Source organism: Xanthobacter pseudotagetidis (assembly GCF_043194795.2).
Classification (GTDB): Bacteria; Pseudomonadota; Alphaproteobacteria; order Rhizobiales; family Xanthobacteraceae; genus Xanthobacter; species Xanthobacter tagetidis_A.
Genome location: NZ_CM195534.1, coordinates 2631786 through 2655950, shown reverse-complemented (window position 1 = coordinate 2655950; position 24165 = coordinate 2631786). Strand labels below are relative to the sequence as shown.

Annotated in this window: 23 protein-coding genes; 9 read left to right on the top strand and 14 right to left on the bottom strand. The window is 70.5% G+C overall.

What is annotated here, in order from left to right; translation table 11 throughout:
• Positions 1 to 36 precede the first annotated feature (36 nt).
• Entirely contained in the window at positions 37 to 1209 is a 1173-nt protein-coding gene (locus tag V5F67_RS12085) for an isovaleryl-CoA dehydrogenase (protein ID WP_394017616.1), read from the bottom strand.
• A 341-nt stretch (positions 1210 to 1550) separates the two neighbouring features.
• On the opposite strand from V5F67_RS12085, the gene V5F67_RS12080 reads away from it, so the two are divergent.
• Positions 1551 to 1952 carry a hypothetical protein gene (locus V5F67_RS12080; RefSeq protein ID WP_394017617.1) on the top strand — a complete coding sequence of 134 codons (402 nt, stop codon included), beginning with the start codon at positions 1551 to 1553 and terminating at the stop codon, positions 1950 to 1952.
• Positions 1953 to 1968: 16 nt separating this feature from the next.
• Here the strand turns inward: V5F67_RS12080 and V5F67_RS12075 are convergent, their stop codons facing one another.
• The 9 genes from V5F67_RS12075 to yajC form a co-directional block, all read right to left on the bottom strand.
• Entirely contained in the window at positions 1969 to 2907 is a 939-nt protein-coding gene (locus tag V5F67_RS12075; protein ID WP_394017618.1) for an AEC family transporter, read from the bottom strand.
• Between the two features lie 321 nt (positions 2908 to 3228).
• Positions 3229 to 3777, bottom strand: coding sequence for a Holliday junction resolvase RuvX (gene ruvX, locus V5F67_RS12070; RefSeq protein WP_394017619.1), 549 nt, complete (start codon positions 3775 to 3777; stop codon positions 3229 to 3231).
• Between the two features lie 259 nt (positions 3778 to 4036).
• Positions 4037 to 5857 (bottom strand): DNA helicase RecQ, encoded by a 1821-nt coding sequence (gene recQ / locus V5F67_RS12065; protein WP_394017620.1) that lies wholly within the window; start codon positions 5855 to 5857, stop codon positions 4037 to 4039.
• Between the two features lie 144 nt (positions 5858 to 6001).
• Positions 6002 to 6715 (bottom strand): metal-dependent hydrolase, encoded by a 714-nt coding sequence (locus tag V5F67_RS12060; protein WP_394017621.1) that lies wholly within the window; start codon positions 6713 to 6715, stop codon positions 6002 to 6004.
• 91 nt (positions 6716 to 6806) lie between these two features.
• Complete coding sequence (locus V5F67_RS12055; RefSeq protein WP_394017622.1) at positions 6807 to 7682, bottom strand: phytoene/squalene synthase family protein; 876 nt, start codon at positions 7680 to 7682, stop codon at positions 6807 to 6809.
• 5 nt (positions 7683 to 7687) lie between these two features.
• A complete protein-coding gene (locus tag V5F67_RS12050) occupies positions 7688 to 8086 on the bottom strand; it encodes an Mth938-like domain-containing protein (protein ID WP_394017623.1) in 399 nt (132 codons plus the stop codon).
• Entirely contained in the window at positions 8083 to 9360 is a 1278-nt protein-coding gene (secF, locus tag V5F67_RS12045) for a protein translocase subunit SecF (RefSeq protein WP_394017624.1), read from the bottom strand. Before secF ends, V5F67_RS12050 begins: the two co-directional genes overlap by 4 nt.
• An 11-nt stretch (positions 9361 to 9371) precedes the next feature.
• A complete protein-coding gene (gene secD, locus V5F67_RS12040) occupies positions 9372 to 10979 on the bottom strand; it encodes a protein translocase subunit SecD (RefSeq protein WP_394017625.1) in 1608 nt (535 codons plus the stop codon).
• Between the two features lie 39 nt (positions 10980 to 11018).
• Entirely contained in the window at positions 11019 to 11375 is a 357-nt protein-coding gene (yajC, locus tag V5F67_RS12035) for a preprotein translocase subunit YajC (protein WP_121622183.1), read from the bottom strand.
• Between the two features lie 260 nt (positions 11376 to 11635).
• On the opposite strand from yajC, the gene cobS reads away from it, so the two are divergent.
• The 4 genes from cobS to V5F67_RS12015 all read left to right on the top strand — a co-directional run bounded on the left by cobS (position 11636) and on the right by V5F67_RS12015 (position 14593).
• Positions 11636 to 12436, top strand: a complete 801-nt coding sequence (cobS, locus tag V5F67_RS12030) for an adenosylcobinamide-GDP ribazoletransferase (RefSeq protein WP_394017626.1) — start codon at positions 11636 to 11638, stop codon at positions 12434 to 12436.
• A 30-nt stretch (positions 12437 to 12466) separates the two neighbouring features.
• Entirely contained in the window at positions 12467 to 12748 is a 282-nt protein-coding gene (locus V5F67_RS12025; protein ID WP_509210568.1) for a DUF1289 domain-containing protein, read from the top strand.
• Entirely contained in the window at positions 12738 to 13460 is a 723-nt protein-coding gene (locus tag V5F67_RS12020) for a TIGR02281 family clan AA aspartic protease (protein ID WP_394017628.1), read from the top strand. The genes V5F67_RS12025 and V5F67_RS12020 overlap by 11 nt, the downstream gene beginning before the upstream one ends.
• Positions 13461 to 13675: 215 nt before the next feature.
• Positions 13676 to 14593, top strand: coding sequence for a cation diffusion facilitator family transporter (locus tag V5F67_RS12015; RefSeq protein ID WP_394017629.1), 918 nt, complete (start codon positions 13676 to 13678; stop codon positions 14591 to 14593).
• Positions 14594 to 14599: 6 nt separating this feature from the next.
• Here the strand turns inward: V5F67_RS12015 and V5F67_RS12010 are convergent, their stop codons facing one another.
• Positions 14600 to 15433: an aldo/keto reductase gene (locus tag V5F67_RS12010; RefSeq protein WP_394017630.1), complete on the bottom strand. Its 834-nt coding sequence runs from the start codon at positions 15431 to 15433 to the stop codon at positions 14600 to 14602.
• A gap of 183 nt (positions 15434 to 15616) precedes the next feature.
• Between V5F67_RS12010 and V5F67_RS12005 the strand changes: the two genes are divergently transcribed.
• The 4 genes from V5F67_RS12005 (at position 15617) to V5F67_RS11990 (ending at position 20118) form a co-directional block, all read left to right on the top strand.
• The gene (locus tag V5F67_RS12005) at positions 15617 to 17128 is read left to right on the top strand and encodes a DUF3300 domain-containing protein (RefSeq protein WP_394017631.1); all 1512 of its coding nucleotides are present in this window, start codon (positions 15617 to 15619) and stop codon (positions 17126 to 17128) included.
• 226 nt (positions 17129 to 17354) lie between these two features.
• Positions 17355 to 19064, top strand: coding sequence for a thiamine pyrophosphate-binding protein (locus tag V5F67_RS12000; protein ID WP_394017632.1), 1710 nt, complete (start codon positions 17355 to 17357; stop codon positions 19062 to 19064).
• A gap of 14 nt (positions 19065 to 19078) precedes the next feature.
• The gene (locus V5F67_RS11995; RefSeq protein ID WP_394017633.1) at positions 19079 to 19627 is read left to right on the top strand and encodes a carboxymuconolactone decarboxylase family protein; all 549 of its coding nucleotides are present in this window, start codon (positions 19079 to 19081) and stop codon (positions 19625 to 19627) included.
• Positions 19624 to 20118 (top strand): DUF2938 family protein, encoded by a 495-nt coding sequence (locus tag V5F67_RS11990; protein ID WP_394017634.1) that lies wholly within the window; start codon positions 19624 to 19626, stop codon positions 20116 to 20118. Before V5F67_RS11995 ends, V5F67_RS11990 begins: the two co-directional genes overlap by 4 nt.
• Before the next feature lie 18 nt (positions 20119 to 20136).
• On the opposite strand, the gene V5F67_RS11985 is transcribed toward V5F67_RS11990, so the two are convergent.
• From V5F67_RS11985 to V5F67_RS11975, 3 genes are all read right to left on the bottom strand, one after another.
• Positions 20137 to 21363 (bottom strand): mechanosensitive ion channel family protein, encoded by a 1227-nt coding sequence (locus V5F67_RS11985; protein ID WP_394017635.1) that lies wholly within the window; start codon positions 21361 to 21363, stop codon positions 20137 to 20139.
• Between the two features lie 159 nt (positions 21364 to 21522).
• Positions 21523 to 21669: a hypothetical protein gene (locus V5F67_RS11980; RefSeq protein WP_394017636.1), complete on the bottom strand. Its 147-nt coding sequence runs from the start codon at positions 21667 to 21669 to the stop codon at positions 21523 to 21525.
• A 207-nt stretch (positions 21670 to 21876) separates the two neighbouring features.
• A complete protein-coding gene (locus tag V5F67_RS11975; protein ID WP_394017637.1) occupies positions 21877 to 24054 on the bottom strand; it encodes a malate synthase G in 2178 nt (725 codons plus the stop codon).
• Between the last annotated feature and the right edge of the window lie 111 nt (positions 24055 to 24165).

Genomic DNA, 24165 nt, shown 5'->3' with positions numbered 1-24165 from the left:
AAGGGGCGCGGTCCTCACGATGTCATGGGCGCGCCCTCAGGCGGTCTTCTCGAACAGCTGGCGGCCGATCAGCATGCGGCGGATCTCGCTGGTGCCGGCGCCGATCTCGTAGAGCTTGGCGTCGCGCAGCAGGCGCCCCGTGGGATAGTCGTTGATGTAGCCGTTGCCGCCCAGGGTCTGGATCGCCTCCAGCGCCATCCAGGTGGCCTTCTCCGCCGAATAGAGGATGGCGCCGGCGGCATCCTCGCGGGTGGTGGCGCCGCGGTCGCAGGCCTGGGCCACGGAATAGACGTAGGCCTTGGTGGCGTTCATGGTCACGTACATGTCGGCGATCTTGCCCTGCATCAGCTGGAAGGTGCCGATGGGCTGGCCGAACTGCTTGCGCTCGTGGACGTACGGCAGCACCACGTCCATGCAGGCCTGCATGATGCCGGTGCACCCTCCGGCGAGCACCGCGCGCTCATAGTCGAGGCCGCTCATGAGGATGTTGACGCCCCTGCCCTCGCCGCCGAGCACGTTCTCCTCCGGCACCTCGCAATCCTCGAACACCAATTCGCCGGTGTCCGAGCCGCGCATGCCGAGCTTGTCGAGCTTCTGGGCGGTGGAGAAGCCCTTGAAGCCCTTCTCGATCAGGAACGCGGTCATCCCGCGCGGGCCGGCGGCGGGGTTGGTCTTGGCATAGACCACCAGCGTTTCGGCACAGGGGCCGTTGGTGATCCACATCTTCGAGCCGTTGAGGATGTAGCGGTCGCCCTTCTTCTCGGCCCGGGTGCGCATGGACACCACGTCCGATCCGGCGCCCGGCTCGGACATGGCGAGCGCGCCCACCTGCTCGCCGGAAATCAGCTTCGGCAGGTATTTCCTCTTCTGCGCGTCCGAGCCGTTGCGGCGGATCTGGTTGACGCACAGGTTCGAGTGCGCGCCGTAGGACAGGCCCACCGACGCCGAGGCACGGGAGACCTCCTCCATGGCGACCACGTGCTCCAGATAGCCGAGCCCGGAGCCGCCGAACTCCTCCTCCACCGTGATGCCGAGCAGGCCGAGCGCGCCGAGCTTGGGCCACAGGTCGCGCGGGAATTCGTTGGTCCGGTCGATCTCCGCCGCGCGCGGGGCGATCTCGGCCTGGGAGAAGTCGCGCACCGTGTCGCGCAGCATGTCGGCGGTCTCGCCGAGATTGAAATCGAACATCGGCTGGCTGTTGGGCAGCATTTTCGTCTCTCCTCCCTCACCCTTTATGGCGCGCACGCAGAGGCGACGCGATCCACTCTTGACCCGGAACCGGACACCGCGCGTCGGCCGTCGCGACGGCACGGCCAAAGAATAAAACGAATGTACGTTTTTTCAACGGGGCGAAGCGCGGCTTTTGCGCCAGCGCCGCGGACGCGCTGCCACCACGGAAGAACCTCGGATGCGCCACGATCCCGCAAGAAGCGATTCACGGTTTGCCGCCAAACTCGAAGGGAAGACCGCTGAACCCCGCCATGGTGGCGCGACACCACCGGGCAGGTCCTGGACCCGTCGTGTTGGGAGTATGCTCCATGGCGCACCTGATGAAACTGTCGAAGACCGGCGTTCTCGCCGCCAGCCTCGCGGCAGCGGCCTTGGCCGGCGCGGCGACGCCCGCGCTTTCTGCCGGCGTGAGTACCGGCACGGCAATCCTGGCGCCGGCACAGGCCGGGGCGACGCCGGTCGGCTACTGGTATCGCGGCCGTTGGTACGGCGGTTGCTGGAATTGCGGACCGAGCAACGGCGCCGCGGTGGGCGCGGGGATCGCGCTCGGCCTCCTCGGCGGCGCGGCCATCGCCGGAGCCGTCGCGGCGCCGCCTCCGCCGCCCACAGTCTATTACCGCGAGCCGCCCGTGGTCTATCTGGAGCCGGCGGCCGGTCCCGCCCCGCGCCAGTGCTGGGTGCAGACGGACGCGCGCGGCTACGGCTACTGGTCGCCCTGCTGAGGAAGAGCGCAGGCGCTCAGTGCGAGAGCGACTGCGCCAGCCCCACCATGAGCGGCATGGTGACGGCGGCGGCGAGAATCTGCACCGTCAGCATCTCCGCCAGCAGCGCCGCATCGCCCCCCATCTGACGCGCCAGCACGTAGCCGGCGGGCGCCGACGGCACGGACGCGGTCACCACGACCACCGCCAGCTCGATCGGCGTCAGCCCCGCCCACAGCCCGATGCCGATGGCGATGGCCGGCTTCACCAGCAGCTTCAGCACGCTGGCGAGATAGACCGCAGCCTTCGGGCGGGCGAGCTGGGAGATGGAGAGGCCGCCGCCCACCACCAGCAATCCCACCGCCAGCGAGGCGCGCCCGAGCACGTCGCCGAATTCCAGCACCACCGCCGGGATGGGAATGGCGGCGTAGTTGATGAACGCGCCGACGAGGCAGGCGGAGATATAGGGGTTCTGCGCCAGCTGGCGCAGGACGCCCGCCACCGTGGGCGGCTCGCGGCCGGCGAAATGGGCCAGCACCACCACGGCGATCACGTTCAGGAACGGGATCATCGCCACCAGCGCCACGGCGGCGACGGTGATGCCCTCGGCGCCGTAGAGGCCGCCCGCCACCGCCAGGGCGATGTAGGTGTTCCAGCGGAACGAGCCCTGATAGAGCGAGGTGAAGGCCGGCCCGTCGAGCTTGAAGGCGGCCATGATCGGCCGGTTCAGCGCCACCAGGGTGATGGAGAGGACCAGCACCGCGCCGAGCAGCGTGCCCGTGACCGCCAGCACGTTGACCTTGGAAAGGTCCGCCTTCACCGCCGAGACCACCAGCAGCGCCGGGAACAGAACGAAATAGGTCAGCCGCTCCAGCCCCGCCCAGTGCGCCGGGTCCTTGAGCAGGATGCGCCGCAGGACGGTGCCAAGGGCGATGATGAGGAAGACCGGAACGAGGGCGGTGAGGATGACGGACATGGCAGGCACGCAGGGCCGAGGCGCGGAAGGCTCCCGGAGCGCCCCGTCATAGAGGCCGCGGCGACGGAAGGAAACCGTCCTGTTTCCTCTTTAGGCCGCGCCGGCCGCGCGTACCCCCTTGTCCCGTTTCGGCACGACGGTCGCGGCCGGCCGGAACGGGAGCGGTACGGAGCGTGAGCGAATCACGGACCGCCTGAAGATCGCTCTTCGTTCAGCTGCGCACCGCGCGCGGGCACCCGTGTCCCGTTCCGGGACGCCGGCCGTGCCGGCTGCGGAACACCAGCGGCACGAAGCAGGACCGAATCGGGCGCCTCGCCGCGATCACCCTTCGTTCGGCGGCGACTCGTCCGGCAACTTGGCCGCGCGCACGCGGGCGAGAAAATCGAGCGCGCCTTCCAGGATGAACAGGGCGGCATGCTGATCCACCACGGCCGCGCGCTTGGCCCGGCTCATGTCGGCGGCGATCAGCGCGCGCTCGACGGCGACGGTGGAGAGCCGCTCGTCCCACAGGGCGATCGGTCGGCCGGAAAGCCGTGCGAAGTTGCGGGCGAAGGCGCGGCTCGCCTGGGCGCGCGGGCCCTCGCTGCCGTCCATGTTCAGCGGCAGGCCGAGCACGAACGCCACCGCCCGCCGCTCGTCGGCGAGCGCGACCAGCCGCAGGGCGTCGGCGGTGAACTTGGTGCGCCTCACCGTCTCCACCGTGGTGGCGACGCGCCGGTCGGGATCGCAGGAGGAGACGCCGATGGTCTTGGTGCCCAGGTCGAGCCCGATCAGCGCCCCGCGCTCCGGCAGCAGGGCCGCGGCCTCGGCGAGCGGAAGGACGGGAGCGGGCGTGGGTGTTTCGGGCGTGGGTGTTTCGGGCGTGGTCATGGGGTTCCTGGCTCGGAGCACCCTCGCCTGTTTCGCGGCGCGGCGCCAGCCCGACCGACGGCGGCATGCCCCGTCCAACCGCCGTCATGCGCCGGCTCGACCGGAGCATTCATGCCCCGCGGCCAGGCACGCCGCAGTCGTTGATCAGCCCTCAGCGCAAGCCGGAGAGCGACGGCGGGGAGAAGCCGACGGGGATGGAGGCGCGACGGTCGGAGCAAAGGAAGGCGACGGGAGGAGGCAAACGGGCGCCGCCCTTCCCTCACCCCTCGTCCACCACCGCCAGGAAGGCGTTGCCGTAGCGCTCCAGCTTCGCCTCGCCGACGCCGGAGATGTCGCCGAGGGCGGCGAGCGAGCGCGGGCGCACCCGCGCCACCTCCATGAGCGTGGTGTCGTGGAAGATCACATAAGGCGGCACGCCCTGGGCGCGGGCGATCTCCAGCCGCAGCGCCTTCAGGCGGCGGAACAGCGCCTCGTCCTCGGGATCGGAAAGCTGGGCGCGGGGCGCCCGCTCGCCGCCGCCGGTGCGCGCCGGCCGGGCGCGGGCCTCGGCCTTGAGCTCCACCTTCTCCTCGCCGCGCAACACCGGGCGGCACTTCTCGGCGAGGCCGAGCGCGCCGTGCCCCTCCACGTCCACCACGAGCAGGCCCATGGCCACCAGCTGGCGCACGATGGCGCGCCATTCGTCGCGCGAGAAGTCCTTGCCGATGCCGAAGGTGGAGATCTTGTCGTGGCCGAACTTCACCACCTTCTCGGTGGCCTGCCCGAGCAGCACGTCGATCACGTGGCCCGCCCCGAAGCGCTCGCCGGTGCGGTAGACGCAGGACAGGAGCTTGCGCGCCGCCTCCGTGCCGTCGAAGGTCTTGGGCGGATTGAGGCAGGTGTCGCAATTGCCGCACGGCTGCGGCAGCTCCTCCTCGAAATAGGAGAGCAGCACCTGCCGGCGGCATTGCGCGGTCTCGCAGAGCCCCAGCAAGGCGTCGAGCTTGGCGCGCTCCACGCGCTTGCGCGCATCGGGCGCGTCGGAGCCGTCCACGAACTGGATCAGCTTCGCCACGTCCTCCAGGCCGTAGAGCATCAGCGCCTCGGAGGGCAGGCCGTCGCGGCCGGCGCGGCCGGTCTCCTGGTAATAGGCCTCGATGCTCTTCGGCAGATCCAGATGGGCGACGAAGCGCACGTCCGGCTTGTCGATGCCCATGCCGAAGGCGATGGTCGCGACCATGACGATCCCCTCCTCCTTGAGGAAGCGGTCCTGATGGCGGGCGCGGGTCTCGCCATCGAGGCCGGCATGGTAGGGCAGCGCCGTGCGCCCCTCCGTCGCCAGCATCTGCGCGGTCGCCTCCACCTTCGCCCGGCTCATGCAGTAGACGATGCCGGCCTCGCCCTCGTGCTCGTCGAGGAAGGCGCGCAGCTGGGCCCGCGGATTGTTCTTCGGCGCGATGCGGTAGCGGATGTTGGGCCGGTCGAACGAGGACAGGAACACCCTGCCCTCCTCGAGAGCCAGCCGCTCGACGATCTCGCGCCGGGTCGGTCCGTCGGCGGTGGCGGTGAGCGCGATGCGCGGCACGCCGGGGAAGCGCGCGTGCAGCACCGTGAGCTGCCGGTATTCGGGCCGGAAGTCGTGGCCCCATTGGGAGACGCAGTGCGCCTCGTCGATGGCGAACAGCGCGATGCGCGCGCCGTCGAGCAGGTGCAGGAAGCTCTCGGTGAGCAGGCGCTCGGGGGCGACATAGAGCAGGTCCAGCTCGCCCATGGCGAGCTGGCGCTCCACCTGCCGCGCCTCGGCAGGCGCCAGCGAGGAATTCAGCATCGCCGCCTTCACGCCCAACTGGCGCAGCGCCTGCACCTGGTCGTGCATCAGCGCGATCAGCGGCGAGACGACGATGCCGGTGCCCGGCCGCACCAGCGCCGGCACCTGGTAGCACAGCGACTTGCCGCCGCCGGTGGGCATGAGCACCAGCGCGTCGCCGCCGCCGCAGACATGGGTGACGATCTCCTCCTGCCGGCCGCGGAATCGCTCGAAGCCGAAAACGTGGCGCAGCACGTCCGTGGGCGCGCGGGCGGAGGAGGCGAGAGAGGTCATGGGGCCTTATAGCCGCGCGTCGGATGCGGGCAATGGGGAGATGCGAAGGCGCGTCTCTTCAGGGGGACCTGCCGTTCCCGCCGTCCCCCTTCCGGCTTGTCCGGAGGGTCCACCCCTCCGGACCAGCCGGGGCATGACGGGCGATCACACCTCGAAGCTGCCGCCCACGGCGGGGGCCTCGATCTTCACCGGATGGCCCTTCAGCGCCGCGATGAAGCCGGAGGGGTCCTGTACCAGCAGCGGGAAGGTGGCGTAGTGGCAGGGCACGACGGTCTCCACCCCCGGCAGGAAGCGCTTCACGGCGATGGCGGCGGTGGCCGGGCTCATGGTGAAGCGGTCGCCGATGGGCAGGATCACGACCTTCGGCGCGTGGATCTCGCAGATCAGCGCCATGTCCGAGAAGATGTCGGTGTCGCCCATGTGCCACACGGTGGGCTCGCCCGGCGCCTTGACGATCAGGCCGGTTGGATTGCCGAGATATTCCGCCGGGCTCGAATTGCCGCCCGAGGAATGGTCGGCGCGCACCATGGTGACGGTAAAGCCGCCCATGTCGACGGTGCCGCCGGTGTTCATGAAGGCGGTCGAGCCTACCCCCTGTCCGGCGAGATAGGTGCAGATCTCGGGGTTCGCCACCACGGGGATCTCGCGCGCGGCGTCGGCTGCCTCCTCGACGATGGCTACCGTGTCGCCGATATGGTCACCGTGGCCGTGGGTGAGCAGGATGTGGGTGCAGCCGCGCGCGGCCTCCTCGCGCGTGCCCTTGAACACCGGATTGCCGGTGAAGAAGGGGTCGATGAGCACCGCCTTGCCCGGGAAGTCCAGACGGAATGCAGCGTGGCCGAGCCAGGTGATCTTCATGGAATTCAAACCCCGTGGAGCCGGAGAAAGGGATGGGAAGGCGGGCGGAGTATCGAAGAAGGCGCCTGTCCGCGCAATCGGCGATGCGCGCTCAGCCGGGGATGAAGGCCCTGCCGGAAGCGGCGCGCCGGGCCGCGCGCCAGAGGCCGAACTGGCGGCGCAGCGGCGAGAGGCCAGCCACCTCGCGGAACGGATCGCGCACCTTGCCGAGCGCCCTCAGGTCGCCCTCGACCAGGGCCAGCGGCAGGAACGGGGCGGCGATGGCGGCGCGGTCGGCGACGACGCCGAAGGCGGCGCCGGCGGCGGCGAGGTGCCGCCGGGCCTCGGCGCGCAGGTCGGCGAGCGCGGCGAGAAGCGCGGGCGTCGGCGTGCCGGACACCGCCTCTGCCCGGCCGATGCCGTGCCGCGCGAGCACGTCGAGCGGCAGGAAGCACTGGCCGCGCGCGGCATGGATGGGGAAGGCGCGCATCAGCCCGGCGAGGGCGAGCGCGACGCCGCCATGGCCGGAGGCATCTCCCGCCTGCGCGGCGGCCGAGGGCGCGAGCACCAGGGCCGAAAGCTGGAGCAGGGCCGAGGCGGTCTCCCCCGCATAGCCTTCGAGATCGCCCAGCGTCGGCATGGCATCGTCATAGAGGTCGAAGATGCGCGCGTCCGCGAGCGCCGCGAGGCTGGCGCGCGGCAGCGAGAACCGGGCGGCGGTGTCGAGCAAGGCGGCGGCGACGGGATGGCCTTCCACATCTCCCCTGCCCTCGCCCTCGATCACCTCGCGCCACCAGGCGATGCGCACCTCGCCCGGCAGCGCCTCGCGCGCCACCTCGCGCACCCGCGCCACCTCCAGATTGAAGGCGGCGAGCGCGTTGAGATGGCGCCGCGCGGCCTCAGGCGCGAACAGCGCGGCGAGGAACCGGTCGCGGTCCCGCGCCCGCACCAGATCGGCGCAATAAGCATAGGCGGCATCGAGCGACATGGCGCTTAGAGCGCGATCAGGGCGGCGCCCACCGGCCGGCCCTCGGCGAGCAGCACGTTGTAGGTGGCCGCGGCGGCCGGCGTCGGCATCAGCTCGAACCTGAGGCCGGCTGCGCGCAAGAGCGCCTTCAACGGCTCCTTCAGGTGCGCCGGATCACGCCCGGTGCCGAGGAACAGGAGCTCGACCGCCGGCGCCTCGGCGAGGATCGGCGCGAGCGACTGCGCATCCACCTCCTGGAACGCCACCACCGCCCAGGGACGGACCCCCGAGGGCAGCGCCAGGATCGAGCCGGCATGGGACATGCCGCCGAAGTGGAAGAAATTGTCCCGGTAGCCGTCGATGGGCACCTGCCGGGGCAGGAAGGGCGCGCCGACGGGCTGGTCCTGCCGGCCCGCCACGCTCACGCCTTTCCAGGGCTGTCGGGCGCCTTCGGAGTCTCGCCCGCCGGGGTCTCGCCCGCATCGGGCGCGTCGGCGGCTTTGGGCGCCTCCGGCGCCGGCACCGCGCCGGGGGGGACGACGACCGTCACCGGCCCGGCGGCCGGCTTCGGGGCGGAAGCCTTGGCGGCCGAAGCCTTGGCCGCGGCCGCCTTGGTCGCCTTCGCGCCTTTGGCGGACGCCTTGCCTGCGGCGCCCTTGCCCGCAACCGGCTTCGCCGGGGCAGGCTTGGCTGCGGCGGGCTGCGGCGGGGCCGCCTGGGCAGCTTCCTCGGCCTCGATCAGCTCGGCGTTCTCCTCCACGTCCAGCACATCCTCGGCCTTGGGCTTCTCCACATTGCCCACGGTGGAGGCGCGCAGGCCGAGATGGATCAGGATCGGCGCCGCCACGAAGATCGTGGAATAGGTGCCGATGACGACGCCCACGGTCATGGCGAGCGAGAAGCCACGCAGCACCTCGCCGCCGAAGAAATAGAGCGCCAGCGTCGCGAAGAAGGTGGTGGTGGAGACGATGATGGTGCGTGAGAAGGTGGCGTTGACCGCCGTGTCGAGCAGTTCGGGCAGCGGCATCTTCTTGTAGCGCCGCAGCATCTCGCGGATGCGGTCGTACACCACCACCGTGTCGTTGAGCGAATAGCCCATGATGGTGAGGATGGCGGCGATCGAGGTCAGGTCGAAGTCGATCCCGAACGCCGAATAGACCATCAGCGTGACGAAGATGTCGTGCATCGTCGTGACGATGGCGCCGATCGCGAACTGCCACTCGAAGCGGAACCACAGATAGGCCAGCACCGCGAAGGCGCCGAGGACCATGGCGACGATGGACTGGCGCACCAGCTCGCCCGACACCGAAGGGCCGACCGTCTCCACGCGGCGCACGGAATAGTCCGCGCCCAGCGTCTCGCGCACCTTGGCCACCATGGCCTGCTGCGCCTCGTCGGATTCGCCCAGGTGGCCGATGCGGATCAGCACGTCGCGCGGCGAGCCGAACTCCTGAATCTGCACCTCGCCGATATCGAGATCGGTTAGGTGCTCGCGCAGGCCGCCGAGGTCCGCCTGCTGCTGGGACGACTGGACCTCGATCAGCGTGCCGCCGCGGAAGTCGATGCCGAGGTTGAAGCCGACGGTGGCGAACAGGATCACCGCCACCAGGGACATCGCCGCAGAGAGCGGGAACGTCCAGTGGCGCAGGCGCATGAAGTGGATGTTGGTCTGCGCCGGAATGTAGTCGATCAAGGGCATGTTCGGCGCCTTCAGATGGGCAGCTTCGCCGGCCGCCGCCACTTCACCCAGTAGGCGATCATGAGCCGCGTCAGGGTGTAGGCGGTGAACACGGTGGTCAGAAGGCCGAGGATGTAGGTGACCGCGAAGCCGCGCACCGGGCCGGACCCGCCCATCAGGAACAGGATCACGGCGGTGGCGAGCGAGGTGATGTTGGCGTCGAGGATGGTGCCGAGCGCGTTCACGAAGCCTTTGTCGATGGCGGAGATGGCGGAACGTCCCTCGCGCGCCTCGTCGCGGATGCGCTCGAAGATCACAACGTTGGAATCCACCGCCATGCCGATGGTGAGGATGACGCCGGCGATGCCGGGCAGCGTCAGCGTCGCCCCGAGGATCGACTGGAGCGAGAACATCAGCGTAATGTGCACCACGAGCGCGATCAGCGCGAACACGCCGAACAGGCCGTAGACCGCGATCATGAACACGGCGACGAGGCCGGCCGCCACATAGGCCGCCACCTTGCCGCTCTCGATGGAATCGGCGCCGAGGCTCGGGCCGACGGTGCGCTCCTCCACCACCTTGAGCGGCGCCGGCAGCGCGCCGGCGCGCAGCAGGATGGCGAGGTCGTTCGCCTGCTGCACGGTGAAGCCGCCGGAAATCTGGCCGGAGCCGCCGAGAATCGGCTCGCGGATCACCGGGGCCGAGATCACGTGGTTGTCGAGCACGATGGCGAAGGGCCGGCCCACCGCCTCCTGCGACACCACCGCGAAGCGCCGGGCGCCGTTGGAGTTGAAGCGGAACGAGACGATCGGCTCGCGGGTCTGCTGGTCGAAGCCGGGCTGGGCGTCCACCAGGTCCTCGCCGGAGACACGCACCTGCTTCTCGACCAGATAGGGCTCGCCGTTCGGGCCTTCGAGCACCTCCGAATCCACCGGCGGACGCCCTTCCAGCGCCTGCTGCGGCGACATGGACATGTCGACCATGCGGAACGACAGCTTGGCGGTCTGGCCCAAAAGGCTCTTCAGGCGCTGCGGGTCCTGCAGGCCCGGCACCTGGACCAGGATGCGATCGGCGCCCTGGCGCTGGATGTTGGGCTCCACCGTGCCGAGCTGGTCGATGCGGCGGCGGATGATCTCGATCGACTGGTCCACCGCGGAGCGGATGCGGGCATTGAGGCCGACCTGGGTCAGCGTCACGCTCACCGCGCCGTCAGCGCTGGAGGCTACGGTGAGATCCATCTCGCCGGTGGAGTTGCCGAACAGGCTGTCGGTGACCGGCGCCGCGAGCTTCCTGAGCTCGGTCACCGCCTTCTGGGTGTCGGCGGGATCGCGCACCCTGACGCTCACGGTGGTGTCGCGCACGGCGAGATTGGAATAGCCGATCTTGGCGTCGCGCAGCACCCGCCGCACCTCGTCGCGCACCTGCTCGGCGCGCTCCTTGATCAGCGCCGGCCCGTCCACCTCCAGGAGGATGTGCGAGCCGCCCTGGAGGTCGAGCCCGAGCGTGACGTGGCTGGAGGCCAGCCACGACGGCAGCCGGGCCAGCACGCTCGCCGGCAGCACGTTGGGCAGGGCGAACAGGATGCCCAGCCCCGTGATGACGAGGATGGCAATGGTCTTGAAGCGGGAGAAGTGCAGCATCGGGCGCGCAGTCTTATGAAAGGTTCACTCGTCGCCGGATCACACGTTCGGGGGCGGAATGACCTCGTCCTTGGCCGGCTCGCCCTTGGCTCGCACCGAGGAGATGTGGGCGCGCAGCTGGCGCACCTTCACATTGTCGGCGACCTGGAGCTCGACCTCGTTCTCGTCGATCACGCGGCTGACCTTGCCGATGAGCCCGCCGGCGGTCACCACCACGTCGCCGCGACGCAGCGCGTTCACCATTTCCTGATGCGCCTTGGCCCGCTTCTGCTGGGGACGCAGGATCAGGAAGTACATCACCACGAAGATCAGCAGGAACGGGGCGAGCTGAATGAGCATGTCGGCACCGCCGCCGGCGGCCGGAGCGCCCTGGGCGAAAGCGGGCGAGATGAACATGAGCATCCTCGTTGTGGTTCGTGGAAATTCGATATGCCGCGCCCCAAGGCGGGGTCCGGCGAAGCGGCCGGACTATACCGGGCGGCCCGTCGAATGCAAACGCACGCGCTGATGCGGCCTCGCGGCCACATTCCCCAACGGCATATCGCAGGCTGCGGCAGGTCGCCCTCGCCGTCCCGCGCACTTGACCGGAGCGTCGAATAAGGCTCCCAAGAAGGGCCGGCGGCGGGCCGGCGCCCATCGCCGACGCGGAACGCCTGATGCAGCTCAACCGGATCGCCGAAGACCTCCTGGTCGCCCTGCGCTTCTATTCCCGCCTTCCGGTGGCCCCCAAGGCCGGCGCCGCGGACGGCTACGGGCCGCCGGACCTCGACCGCATCGCCTATGCCATCCCGCTGGCAGGCGCGGTGATCGGCCTCATCGGCGCGGCGGCGTTCCTCATCGGCCATGCGGCGGGCTTCGGCGCCGATCCATCGGCGGTGCTGGCGGTAGCGGCCATGGTGCTCGCCACCGGCGCGGTGCACGAGGACGGGCTCGCCGACACCGCGGACGGATTCGGCGGCGGCCGCGACCCGGCGCGACGCCTTGAAATCATGCGCGACAGCCGCATCGGCACCTATGGCGCCACCGCGCTCGGCCTCGCGCTCCTGCTGCGCGTCACCACGCTGACGACGCTGCTCGCGGTCGCCGGGCCGGTGCGGGCCGCGCTGACCCTCGCCGCCGCGGCGGCCGTCTCCCGCGCCGCCGGCATCCTGCTGCTGCGCGCCCTGCCGCCGGCGCGCGCGGACGGCGCCTCGGCCGGTGTGGGCCAGCCGTCCCCCGAGGCGGCCACCTCCTGCGCGCTGGTGGCGGCTCTGGTGGCGGCCCTCGTGCTGGTGCCGAGCTTCGGCGTCGGCGCCACCTTCGCCGGCATCCTCGCGCCGCTGCTGGCGCTGTTCGCCATGGCGCGCCTGTCGCGGCACATGATCGGGGGCCAGACCGGCGACGTGGCGGGCGCCACCCAGCAGATGGCGGAGATTGCGTTTCTCCTTGGCGTTCTTATCTTCGCCCGAAACGCCTGAGCGCCGTCCCGGCGCCGTGGCGGTTCCCGAATGCGAGCCCGAGCCGCGAGAGACCCGGTCGCCGAAGCGATGCCGCAAGCCACCCCCGCCCCCATCGCGACGCCCTGCGTGCGGATCTGCACGCTGGAGCCCATGAGCAGCATGTGCCTCGGCTGTGGGCGCACCATGCGCGAGATCGGCGCCTGGCCCTCCCTCTCCCCGCAGGCGCGCGCCGCCATCATGGAGGCGCTGCCCGCCCGCCTCGACCGACTCCGCGCGGCGCAGCCGGGCCTGTTCCTCGACGGCCCGCCGGACGACGACGATGCGCGGTGACAGGCTCCTCTGGCTGCTGCTGCTCGGCCTGTTCGGCGGGGTGGTGGTGCTCGCCGTCCACCACGAGCAGGGCTCGGTGGCGGGACTCGACCTCGACCAGTTCGGCAGCCTCGTCGCCAAGCTCTCCATCGCCATCTTCATCGGCGCGTTCGCCTGGTCCATGTTCCGGGGGCGGGTGGCCGAATCGCTGATCGCGGCGGCGTTCTGGGTGGTGCTCGCGGCCGCCCTCGCCATCGCCTACACCTATCGCGACCCGCTGCAGGCGGTGGCCCAGCGCGTCATCGGCCAGCTGGTGCCGGGCTACGTGGTGCCGCGCCTGGAGGGCGCCCGCGTGACGGTGGAGGTGACGCGCGGGGCGGCCGGCGACTTCGCGGTGCGCGCCTCGGTGAACGGCGCCGGCGTGCCGATGCTGGTGGACACCGGCGCCACCTCCGTGGTGCTCACCCATGCCGCGGCGCAGGCCGCCGGCCTTCCGGTGGATTTCCTGACCTACGACGTGGCGGTGGAGACCGCCAACGGCCGCACCAAGGCGGCGGCGGTGACCATCGACAACATCATCGTCGGCGGCATCGTCGAGCGGCACGTGCCGGCGCTGGTCTCGCCACCCGGCGTCCTGCGCACCAGCCTGCTCGGCATGACCTTCCTCCAGAGGCTCGACGGGTTCGAGTTCCGCGGCGACCAGCTGACGATGCGCGGCCCCAAGGCGCCCTGAGGCGCGGCGGCGCCTCCTCTAATCAGATGATCCCGCCCGGCAGCATGGAACCCTAGAGTAGGCGCCGCTCGGCCCGTGCCGGGCGCGGAGCGGAAAACGCGTTCTCTTTCTTGAGGTTGGAGGGCGCCTCACCAATCAAACCGATTCAATTTGATTGGATCGCGCACTAGTCTTGCAGGCTTCAGCCCCTGCGGTCGTCGTCGAGGGACCGATCCATGCGAGATGCGAGCGACAGCGACCGCCAGAAGGAGCACGCCGTTCTCATCGGCGTCCTGCTCGACCTCAGCGTGTTCTTCCCCTATCTGCTGACCGTCGCCAAAATCGGCTCGCTCGCCATGCTGGCCGAGCTGCTGCGCGGCGGCCTGCTTCTGGTCGTCGAGGCCATGGCGCTCCTGACGCTGCGCTCGGTGCACCGCAGCCGGACCTATTACTACGAGTACGGCGTCGGCAAGCTCGAGCGCATGTTCTCGGTGAGCATCGGCGGCCTGCTGCTGCTCTCGGCCGCCTTCATCGTCATCAAGGTGGTGAACTCCACCCAGCAGCCGTTGCTGCCGCCCTTCTGGGCGAGCGTCGCCATGGTGCTCGTGGTCTACAACCTGTTCGCCAACGCGGCGCCGCTCTGGCCGCTGTGGCGCGCCACGCGCTCGGGCACCTCCATCATCCTGCGCTCGCAGTTCCGCGCCCGCATCGCCAAGGCCGCCGCTTCGGTGACGGTGGTGGTCTGCGTCGCCATCGACGCGCTCTCGCCGGACCGGGAGCTGGCGCGCATCGCCGACGACGCGGGCGGGGTGGTGGGCGCCGCCTTCATGACGGTGATCGGCGCGCAGATGATCTACGAGGCGCTGCCGGACCTGCTCGACCGCGCGCTGGAGGAGCCGCTCCAGATGAAGGTGAACGCGGCGCTGGCGGCGTCGTACGACTCCTACGAGCAGCTGGTGGGCGTGCGCACCCGCCGCTCGGGCGCGGTGTCCCATGTGGAGATCACGGTGGCGTTCGATCCCGCCCGAACCATCGCCGACGTGGGCGCCGTCACCCTGAGGTTACGCGAGGCCCTGCGCCAGGCCATCCCCGAGGCGGACGTCGTCGTGATCGCCGTGCCGCTGAGGGATGAGCCACCATCCGGCGCGGCCTGACGCGCTTCAGAGCATCTCCAGCGACGTCTTGCGCCGGGGCGGCGGGAAGTCCGCGTCGATGGCGGCGAGGTCCTCGGCATCGAGCACAAGATCGCGGGCCGCGGCGTTGGCCTTCACATGGGCGATGCGGATCGCCTTGGGGATGGCGATCACGTCGCCGCGCCGCATGGCCCAGGCGAGCGCGACCTGGAACGGATCGGCCCCGTGCTTCTTCGCCACCGCGCCAAGAGCGCCGCCCCGCGGCAGGCGCGCCTGCTCGATGGGACTGTAGGCCATGGCCGGAATGCCGGCCTTCTCCATGAGCGGGAACAGATCGAATTCCGGTCCCCGCCGGGCGGGATTGTAGAGCACCTGGTTGGCGGCGCAGGCCCGCCCGCCGGCGGCGAGCAGCTCCTCCATGTCGCCGGCGTCGAGGTTGCTGACGCCCCAGTGGCGGATCTTGCCCGCCTGCTGGAGGGCCTCGAACCCGGCGATGGTCTCGGCCAGCGGGTGGCTGCCGCGCCAGTGCAGCAGATAGAGGTCGATGCGGTCGGTGCCGAGCCGCTTCAGCGAGCGCGCGCAGGCGGCGGCGACCCCGCTCCGGCCGGCATTGTGTGGATAGACCTTGCTGACCAGGAACACCTCGTCGCGCCGGCCCTTCACCGCCTCGCCCACCACCTCTTCCGCCCCGCCTTCGGCGTACATCTCGGCGGTGTCGATGAGGGTGAGGCCGAGGTCCAGGCCGGCCCGGAGCGCCGCCACCTCGTCGGCCCGGCGCCGAGGCTCCTCGCCCATGTACCAAGTGCCCTGCCCCAGAGCCGGCACGCGCTCTCCTCCCGGCAGGGCCACGGTGTTCGACAATCGGCTCTCCCCTCGTGCGGATCCAAGGGAACCATAGCGAAGCAGGGGCGCCGTACCAAGGCCGCGGCGCGGCCGACCGGGCGCGCCGGGATCATGCGCGGCGCCGGCGTGGATTTGCGCCCACCGCTTGCAGCGAAGCAAAAAATCGCGTCTGGTCGGCGGGTCATCTGGTTGGAGGACAAAGTGGCAGCCCCGTATTCCCAGCGGCATTCCCGCATCCAGGCCGGAAACATCGCCCGCGTCCTGACGGCCTCGGTGTTCGCCTGGTCGACGGTCGCCTGGCCGGCGGTGGCGCAGCAGCCTCCCGCCACACCTTCGGAGCAGCCCGCGCCGCCGGCACGGCCATCGGAGCCCCCGCCCGCGGCCCCTTCAGGCGCGCCCATCGACGCCGCCCCCGCCGCCCCCGGCGGCACGGTCTCCGGCGGTGCCCTGCCGCAGGCGCCGGCCCAGGCGGCAAGCCCGATCCCGGCGGATGCGCCCACCTATTCGGTGAGCGACCTCGAATACATCTTCGGCCCGATCGCGCTCTATCCCGATCCGCTGCTGGCGGTGCTGATGCCGGCCTCGGCCTTTCCCGAGCAGATCGTTGCGGCCAACCAGTGGATCACCGCCAATCCGGCGGCGGTGAAGGCGTCCGACTTCTCGGCCATCGACAAGATGGACTGGGACAGCTCGGTGAAGGCGCTGGTGCGCTTCCCCGACGTGGTCTCCATGCTGGCGACCCACATGGAGTGGACCGAATCCATCGGCTACGCCTTCGTGCGCCAGCCGCAGGACGTCTCGACGGTGGTCCAGATGCTGCGCGCCAAGGCGCAGGAGGTGGGCAACCTCAAGAGCACGCCGCAGCAGCAGGTCTCGACCCGGCAGGAAAGCGGGAAGCAGGTGATCTACATCACCCCCACTAATCCCGAGACCATCTACGTCCCCACCTATGACAGCTCCAGCATCTTCACCACCGCCGCGGTGGGGGCGCTGGCGTTCGGCACCGGCGTGCTGGTGGGCTCGGCCTGGAACAACAACTGGGGCTGGAACAACCGCTACTGGAACAATGTGTGGGTTACGCCGCCGGCCTGGCGCCGGCCGCCCCACTGGGGGTGGGGCCCGGCGGCGCCGCGTCCGCCGGCCTGGGGTCCGGGACCGTGGCGGCCCGGCCGTCCCGGCGTCCCGCCGCCGCCCCGTCCCGGCCGTCCGGGCGGTCCCGGCGGACCCGGCGGACCGATCGTTGGTCCCGGTGGTCCTGGCGGCCCGGGTGGGCCTGGTCGTCCTGGACTGCCCGGTGGTCCGGGCGGACCTGGTCGTCCCGGCATGCCAAGTGGTCCTGGTGGTCCTGGTGGTCCTGGCGGCCCGGGAGCTCCCGGTCGCCCCGGCGTCGCCCCGCCGGCGCGCCCCGACCGTCCGGCCGCCGTTCCGCCGGCGCGTCCCGGCACGCCGGGCCAGCCCGGCGGCCCGAACCGTCCCGGACAGGGCGCAGCTCCTAATCAGCCCGGACAGGGCGCGGGGCAGAACCGGCCGAGCACGGGCCAGAACCGCCCCAGCGCCAACCGGCCGAGCACCCAGCGGCCGAGCCAGAACGCCCGTCCCCGGCCGCAGCAGGCCAGGCCCAAGCAGGCACGGCCGCAGAACGCGCGGCCGCGCCCGCAGCAAGCCCGGCCGCAAGGGCGCGCCGCGCAGGGACACGCGCGCCCGCGGCGCTGAGCCCGCGCCGATCCGGCGCGGCGGGCTTCGCCGCGCCGCACCGTGCCCGATGCCGGCGGGAAGGCGCGATCCGAGCGACGGTCCGCTCACGGACCGACGCGCCGGCAAGGAAATCCGGTCGGCCCGCAGTCATGGCGGCCCGGCTGTGCCCCGGCAGGTGCCACCGGCGCCGGTTCATCCCGGCATCGTCGCGGTCCCGGCCGCCGGCAGCACCTGAGGACGCGACATGGCCCCCGGCACGGATTTCATCCTCGGCGCGTTGGCAGCGGAAGGCCTCGACCACCTGTTCATGGTCCCCGGAGGGCTCGTCGATCCCTTCATGCCGGCGCTCGGCCGGCAGACGCAGCTCACCCCCATCGTCGCCGCCCATGAGGGCGGGGCCGCCTACATGGCGGACGGCTACGCCCGCGCCTGCGGGCGCTTCGGCGCCGTGCTCGGCATCGGCGGGCCGGGCCTTGCCAACATGACCACCGCGATCGCCGCCGCCAAGACCGATTGCTCGCCGGTCCTGGTGCTCTCGGGCGAGATCCCGGTGGCGATGGAGGGGCTCGGCGCGTTCCAGGACGCGAGCCAGTTCACCCTCGACGACACCGCCCTCATGCGTCCGGTGACGCGCCTTTCGCTGACGGCCGCGAGCGCGGGCAATCTCGGCCACGCGCTGCGCCATGCCCTGGCCGAGGCCCTCTCCCAGCCGCGCGGGCCGGTGCACCTCTCGCTCGCCCATGACGTGCTCACCGGCGACTGCGACGCCGCCCACAGCCCGGTCTCGCCCTTCTTCACCGCCGCGCCGCTGGACACGGCGGCGGCCGAGCGCGCCATGCCGCTGCTGGCCGGGGCGCCGCGCCTCGCCATCCTCGCCGGCGCCGGCGTCGAGGAGGGCGCCGCGCCCGAAGCGCTGAAGGCGTTCGCCGAGCGCTTCTCGATCCCGGTCGCGACCACCCTGCGCGCCAAGGGCGTGTTCCCCGAGGACCATGCGCTCTCGCTCGGCGTGTTCGGCTATGCCGGCACCCGCCACGCCACCGCGGCGCTGCTCTCCGACGGCATCGACGTGCTTCTGGTGCTCGGCTCGGGCCTCAACGAGCGCGACACCATGCACTGGACCCTGCGCGAACGCTCGAAGGCGATGTTCGTGCATGTGAACACGTCGCTCGCCGAGCTGTCCGCCGTCGGCGAGGCGGACCACGTGGTCGCCGGCCACGCCCGCGCCTTCCTCGACCGCCTGTCGCGCCTCGGCGACCTGGAGGCCGCGGCCTTCGCCAAGGGCAAGAGCGCGCGGGAGGACTGGATCGCCGGCATCAAGGCAGGACCGCGGCTCTACGATACCGAGAACTGCCACCGGCCGGGCAAGCCGATCCACCCCGCGAGCGCCATCGTCGCGCTGCGCGACGCCTTCCCGCGCGACGGCATCGTGCTGGTGGATTCCGGCGCCCACCGCGCCTTCGCCGGCCACTACTGGACCGCGTACGTGCCCCGCAGCTACGTCTCGGCCACCAATCTCGGCCCCATGGGCTGGGCCATCCCGGCGGCCGTCGGCGTGCAGTGCGCGCGGCCGGACCGCCGCGTCGCCGTCATCACCGGCGACGGCTGCATGCAGATGCACGGCATGGAGGTGCAGACCGCCGCCCGCTACAAGCTGCCGGTGATCTACCTGGTGCTGAACAACGGCGCGCTCGGCAATGTCTGGCTGCGCGCCCACCAGTACGGCGCCCTGCCCTCGGAGCTGACCAGCGTGGTGGACCACGACTGGGCCGGATTCGGCCGGTCGCTCGGCGCCCACGGCATCACCGTGACCGACCCGGCCGGCCTGCCCAAGGCCATGGCCGAGGCGGTCTCGGCCGGCACCACGGTGGTGATCGACGTGAAGGCGGACAAGGACTGCCCGACCCCGGTCTACGACTTCGCCGCCGGCGCCCACGCCTGGTCCTACCACGAATAGCGGGACGAAGAGCCATGGCCGCCCTGCCCGATCCCACTGCGACCCTCACCGGCGAAGGCCGGGCCATCTACGAGGACATCCTCGCCCGGCGCGCCGCCAAGGGGGTGCACCATCTCGGCCCCTACATCCCGCTGCTCAACCACCCGGAGCTGGCGAAGCTGATCGAGCAGCTCGGCTGGTACTACAAATACGAGAGCAGGCTGCCGCGCGACGTCTACCAGTTCGTGGTGCTGATCCTCGCCAAGCGCGCCAAGGTGGAGTTCGTGTGGGAGGACCATGTCGCCGCCGCCCGCGCCGCCGGCCTGCCGGAGGCGGTGACGCAGACGGTGGCGGACAACGGCCGGGCCTTTCCCGCCCCGTTCGACCTCGTGGACCAGATCACCGACTGCGCCTTCGCGTTCAAGTCCATCCCGCAGGCGCTCCAGGACCGCGCCGTCGCCGCTTTCGGCATCGACGGCCTGCTGGAGATCGTCACGCTCTGCGGCTTCTATTCCATGATGGCGATGGTGAACGGCTGCTTCGACGTCGCCCTGCCCAGCCCCGAAGCCCGCCGGGGGACATGATGACGGCAGCCCTCTACGTTCTGGTCGTCGGGGTGGTGGCGACGGCGGCGCTGGACCTGTGGCAGCAGGCGTGCCGCCTCCTCTTCGGGCTGCCGATCACCGACTGGGGCCTGATCGGGCGCTGGGTCGGCCACTTCAAGGACGGCGCGTTCACCCAGCCCGACATCGGCAAGGCGCCCCCGGTTCCCAACGAGCGGCCGCTGGGCTGGCTGGTCCACTATGTGGTCGGCATCGGCTACGCCGTGGTCTATCTCGGCCTCATGTGGCTGGTGCTCGGCGCGCCGCCCTCGCTGGTCTCGGCCCTGGTTTTCGCGGCGCTTTCGGTCTGCGTGACCTGGTTCTTCATGGAGCCGGTGCTCGGCGCCGGCGTGATGGCGGCCAAAGTGCCGAACCGCCCCGTGGCGATGGCGCACGACCTTTCCAGCCACCTGGCCATGGGCTTCGGCCTGTGGGCGGGCGACCTCGTCGCGCGGCCGCTGATCGGCCTCTGACCGCCCGCCCCCGCCGCTTCAGGACGCCGGGCCGCCGCCCGCCTCCGCCATGGGCTTGACCTGCGGCTTGCCCGCCTCGGGGGGCAGGAACACCTCGGGCCGGTCGGCCGGCAGGCTCTCCACATAGAGCGAGGTGGACGGGAAGGCGAAGGAGGACCCCGCGCCGGTCACGATGTCCATGAGCTTGTACGCGAGGCGCTCCTTCACCGTGAGCCATTCGCCCCAGTGGGTCGTCTTGGTGAAGCAGTACACCATGATATTGATGGAAGAGGCGCCGAAGGAATCGATGCGCACAAAGGTGGACGCCAGCTTGTACGAGACGAAGTCCTCCTCGGTGTGGATGTAGTCCTCGATCTTCTGGCGAATGTCGCGCAGCTGCTCCACCGTCGTCGAGTAGGGCACGCCGATGATCCAATAGATGCGGCGGCGGCGCATCTGCGTGTAGTTGATGACGGCATTGTCGGCGAGGTCGGAGTTCGGCACCTCGACCGCCGCATCGTCGAACTGGCGGATGCGCGTCGAGCGGAAGCCGATGCTCTCGACCGTGCCCTCGACCACGTTCTGCACCTTCACCCAGTCACCGTACTGGAACCGGCGCTCCAGCAGGATCAGGACGCCGGAGATCAGGTTCTTGAACAATTCCTGCGCGCCGAGGGCAACCGCCGCCCCGGCGATGCCCATGCCGGCGAGCAAGGGGCCGATCCGCACCCCCCACTGCTGGAGCAGGGCAACGATGGCGAAGAAGAGCACGATGCACTTCAGGGACTTGCGGATCCAGTCGATGACCGTCTCCGTCAGCCGGGCGGAGCGGGGCGCCACCTGCTCCGTCAATGGATCGATCAGCGCGATGATGGTCCAGTAGGCGGCGGCGACCAGAAGCGTCTGCACCACGTGGCTGGAGAACTGGGAGGCCGTGCTGTCCTCCGTGACCTTCAGCACCTCGAACGCGAGGAACGTGCCGACCGCCACGAACATGAGCTCGACCGGGCCCCTCAGGGATCGGCCGAGATTGTCACGGAACGACTGCATGTTGAGCGTGAACAGCTTGCCGACGATGGTGAAAAACACATGCCGGAACAGCCGGCGCAATAGAAAGAAAAGAACGAACACAAAAAGCGCGAACAGGATCCTGCCATAGTCGAACTCGGACAGGTTTCCGAACACACGCTCGATACCGGAAAGGAGTCCGGCGGCAAAAGAGTCCGCGGACCCGAGAAAATCGTACATCCCGGCATTCATCGACATCCGCCCTTCTCCGGAGGAGCCACGAGGTATCCCCCGAGTCGGGCAACTGTATCAAACTCGTTCCGTGAACGCCTCCGGATGCCGGACGGGACCGCCCGGCGGCGCGCGTTCATCTCCTGTGGGAGGTCTGAGGCGGACGCGGCCGCGCGGTCACGGCCGTCAGCGCGCGGGCGGATCGATCTTCACCCCGTTCGGGCCGATCTCGATCTGCATGGTATTGCGGTCGCGCTCATAGGCGTCATAGGCAAAATAACCCGCCACGACGGCAAGAACAGCGATGACGGAATACAGCACCGGACGCGACATCTTGAAACTCCATTGGCTCCGGTGACGCAACGCTCGCGCTTGCCAATGGTTCCGCTTCACCCATCTCCCACCTTCACCTGCCGAAATGTGGCTGCGGGACGCGCGGCGGGCGCGCGGCCGCACGCCATCTCGCAAATGCGCCGAGGGAATGCGGATCGGCGGAGCGGAGCGCGGCGGCGACGCCGCGCTCCCGATGGGCGCGCCGGGTCAGCCCCGGCCGGCGCCCGCGGCCTTCAGCTCCAGCCGGCGCTGGTGCAGCAGCGGCTCGGTGTAGCCGCTCGGCTGCTCGCGCCCCTTGAACACGAGGTCGCAGGCGGCCTTGAAGGCGATGGAGCCGTCGAAGTCCGGCGCCATGGGATGGTAGAGCGGATCGCCGGCATTCTGGCGGTCCACCACCGCCGCCATGCGCTTCATGGTCTCCATCACCTGCGCCTCGGTGCACACGCCGTGGCGCAGCCAGTTGGCGATGTGCTGGGAGGAGATGCGCAGCGTCGCGCGGTCCTCCATCAGGCCGACATCGTGGATGTCCGGCACCTTGGAGCAGCCCACCCCCTGGTCGACCCAGCGCACCACGTAGCCGAGAATGCCCTGGGCGTTGTTGTCGAGCTCCTGCTGGATGTCCTCGCGCGTCCAGTTCGGCCGCACCGCCACCGGGATGGTGAGCAGGTCGTCCAGCTTCGCCTTCGGGCGGCTGCGCAGCGCCGCCTGCACCTGATGCACGTCGACCTTGTGGTAGTGGGTGGCGTGGAGGGTGGCGGCGGTGGGAGACGGCACCCAGGCGGTGTTCGCCCCCGCCTTGGGATGGGCGATCTTCTGCTCCAGCATGGCGGCCATCATGTCCGGCATCGCCCACATGCCCTTGCCGATCTGGGCATGGCCCACGAGCCCGCACTCGAGGCCCGTGTCCACGTTCCAGTTCTCGTAGGCGCCGATCCAGGCCGCCTGCTTCATGTCGGCCTTGCGCACCATGGGGCCGGCTTCCATGGAGGTGTGGATCTCGTCGCCGGTGCGGTCGAGGAAGCCGGTATTGATGAACGCGACCCGGCTCGCGGCGGCGCGGATGCACTCCTTGAGGTTCACCGTGGTGCGGCGCTCCTCGTCCATGATGCCGACCTTGATGGTGTCGCGCGGCAGGCCGAGCAGGTCCTCGACCCGGGCGAACATCTCCACCGCGAACGCCACCTCGTCCGGACCGTGCATCTTCGGCTTCACCACATACATGGAGCCGGCGCGGCTGTTGGCCCGGCGCCCGTTCGGGCCGATGTCGCGCAAGGCGATGAGCGCCGTCACGGCGGCGTCCAGGATGCCCTCGGGGATCTCCGAGCCGTCCTTCAGCAGGATGGCCGGGTTGGTCATGAGGTGGCCGACATTGCGCACCAGCATGAGCGAGCGGCCGGGCAGCGCCAGCGTGCCGCCGTCCGGGCGGGTGTACGCGCGGTCGGGATTGAGGGCGCGGATGAAGGTGCGCCCGCCCTTGGCGATTTCCTCCTTCAGGTCGCCCGCCATGAGGCCGAGCCAGTTGCGGTAGACGGCGACCTTGTCGGCGGCATCCACCGCCGCGACGGAATCCTCGCAGTCCTGGATGGTGGTGAGCGCCGCCTCCAGCACGATGTCGGAGATGCCGGCGGCATCGTCCCTGCCGATGACGCTGGCGCGGTCGATGACGATCTCCACATGGAGGCCGTTCTTCTTCAGGAGCACGGCGGAGGGCGCGGATGCCTCGCCGCGATAGCCGGCGAACTGGGCCGGGTCCTTGAGCGCGGTGGCGCCCACCACCAGCGCGCCGTCCTTCACCGAGAGGGCGCCGGCCGCGGCCCAGGAGCCGTCCTTCAGCGGCGCGCTCTCGTCGAGGAAGGCGCGGCCCCAGGCGATGACCTTCGCCCCGCGCGCGGGATTGTAGGACGTGCCCTTCTCGGCGCCGTCGGCCTCGGGGATGGCGTCGGTGCCGTAGAGCGCGTCATAGAGTGAGCCCCACCGGGCGTTGGCGGCGTTGAGGGCATAGCGCGCATTCATCACCGGCACGACCAGCTGCGGCCCGGCCACCTGGGCGATCTCCGGGTCCACATTCGTGGTGGTCACGGCGAAGGCCGGCCCCTCCGGCGCGAGATAGCCGATCTCGGCGAGAAAGGCCTTGTAGGCTTCGAGATCGAGCGGCGCGCCGTTGTCGCGGTACCACTGGTCGAGCTTCTGCTGGAGCTCTTCGCGCCGCGCGAGCAGCGCGCGATTGCGCGGCGCCATGTCGTGGGCGATGGCGGACAGGCCGGCCCAGAATGCGGGCCCGTCGATGCCGCTGCCGGGAAGCGCCTCCGTTTCGATGAAATCGTGCAAAACACACGCGATTTGCAGCCCGGCGCGTTCCACCCGGGCTTCGGTCCCACTTTCCATCTTCACCGTTCGTCACCCTTTTTCTTAGGCGAGGCGCCTCCTGAGGAGCGCTGGCCACGGCCGCGGCCAGCGCGCTCGCCATCTTATTCTACTCCGTAACGGCACATGACC

Bases quoted from the DNA above. Each gene is read 5' to 3' on its own strand.
- V5F67_RS11995 (WP_394017633.1), top strand. From the start codon at position 19,079: ATGGCCGCCCTGCCCGATCCCACTGCGACCCTCACCGGCGAAGGCCGG.
- recQ (WP_394017620.1), bottom strand. From the start codon at position 5,857: ATGACCTCTCTCGCCTCCTCCGCCCGCGCGCCCACGGACGTGCTGCGC.
- V5F67_RS12055 (WP_394017622.1), bottom strand. From the start codon at position 7,682: ATGTCGCTCGATGCCGCCTATGCTTATTGCGCCGATCTGGTGCGGGCG.
- V5F67_RS12000 (WP_394017632.1), top strand. From the start codon at position 17,355: ATGGCCCCCGGCACGGATTTCATCCTCGGCGCGTTGGCAGCGGAAGGC.
- V5F67_RS11985 (WP_394017635.1), bottom strand. From the start codon at position 21,363: ATGTCGATGAATGCCGGGATGTACGATTTTCTCGGGTCCGCGGACTCT.
- V5F67_RS11975 (WP_394017637.1), bottom strand. From the start codon at position 24,054: ATGGAAAGTGGGACCGAAGCCCGGGTGGAACGCGCCGGGCTGCAAATC.
- V5F67_RS11990 (WP_394017634.1), top strand. From the start codon at position 19,624: ATGATGACGGCAGCCCTCTACGTTCTGGTCGTCGGGGTGGTGGCGACG.
- V5F67_RS12085 (WP_394017616.1), bottom strand. From the start codon at position 1,209: ATGCTGCCCAACAGCCAGCCGATGTTCGATTTCAATCTCGGCGAGACC.
- V5F67_RS12060 (WP_394017621.1), bottom strand. From the start codon at position 6,715: ATGAAGATCACCTGGCTCGGCCACGCTGCATTCCGTCTGGACTTCCCG.
- V5F67_RS11980 (WP_394017636.1), bottom strand. From the start codon at position 21,669: ATGTCGCGTCCGGTGCTGTATTCCGTCATCGCTGTTCTTGCCGTCGTG.
- V5F67_RS12020 (WP_394017628.1), top strand. From the start codon at position 12,738: ATGCGCGGTGACAGGCTCCTCTGGCTGCTGCTGCTCGGCCTGTTCGGC.
- cobS (WP_394017626.1), top strand. From the start codon at position 11,636: ATGCAGCTCAACCGGATCGCCGAAGACCTCCTGGTCGCCCTGCGCTTC.
- yajC (WP_121622183.1), bottom strand. From the start codon at position 11,375: ATGTTCATCTCGCCCGCTTTCGCCCAGGGCGCTCCGGCCGCCGGCGGC.
- ruvX (WP_394017619.1), bottom strand. From the start codon at position 3,777: ATGACCACGCCCGAAACACCCACGCCCGAAACACCCACGCCCGCTCCC.
- V5F67_RS12025 (WP_509210568.1), top strand. From the start codon at position 12,467: ATGCGAGCCCGAGCCGCGAGAGACCCGGTCGCCGAAGCGATGCCGCAA.
- V5F67_RS12080 (WP_394017617.1), top strand. From the start codon at position 1,551: ATGAAACTGTCGAAGACCGGCGTTCTCGCCGCCAGCCTCGCGGCAGCG.
- secF (WP_394017624.1), bottom strand. From the start codon at position 9,360: ATGCCCTTGATCGACTACATTCCGGCGCAGACCAACATCCACTTCATG.
- V5F67_RS12075 (WP_394017618.1), bottom strand. From the start codon at position 2,907: ATGTCCGTCATCCTCACCGCCCTCGTTCCGGTCTTCCTCATCATCGCC.
- V5F67_RS12015 (WP_394017629.1), top strand. From the start codon at position 13,676: ATGCGAGATGCGAGCGACAGCGACCGCCAGAAGGAGCACGCCGTTCTC.
- secD (WP_394017625.1), bottom strand. From the start codon at position 10,979: ATGCTGCACTTCTCCCGCTTCAAGACCATTGCCATCCTCGTCATCACG.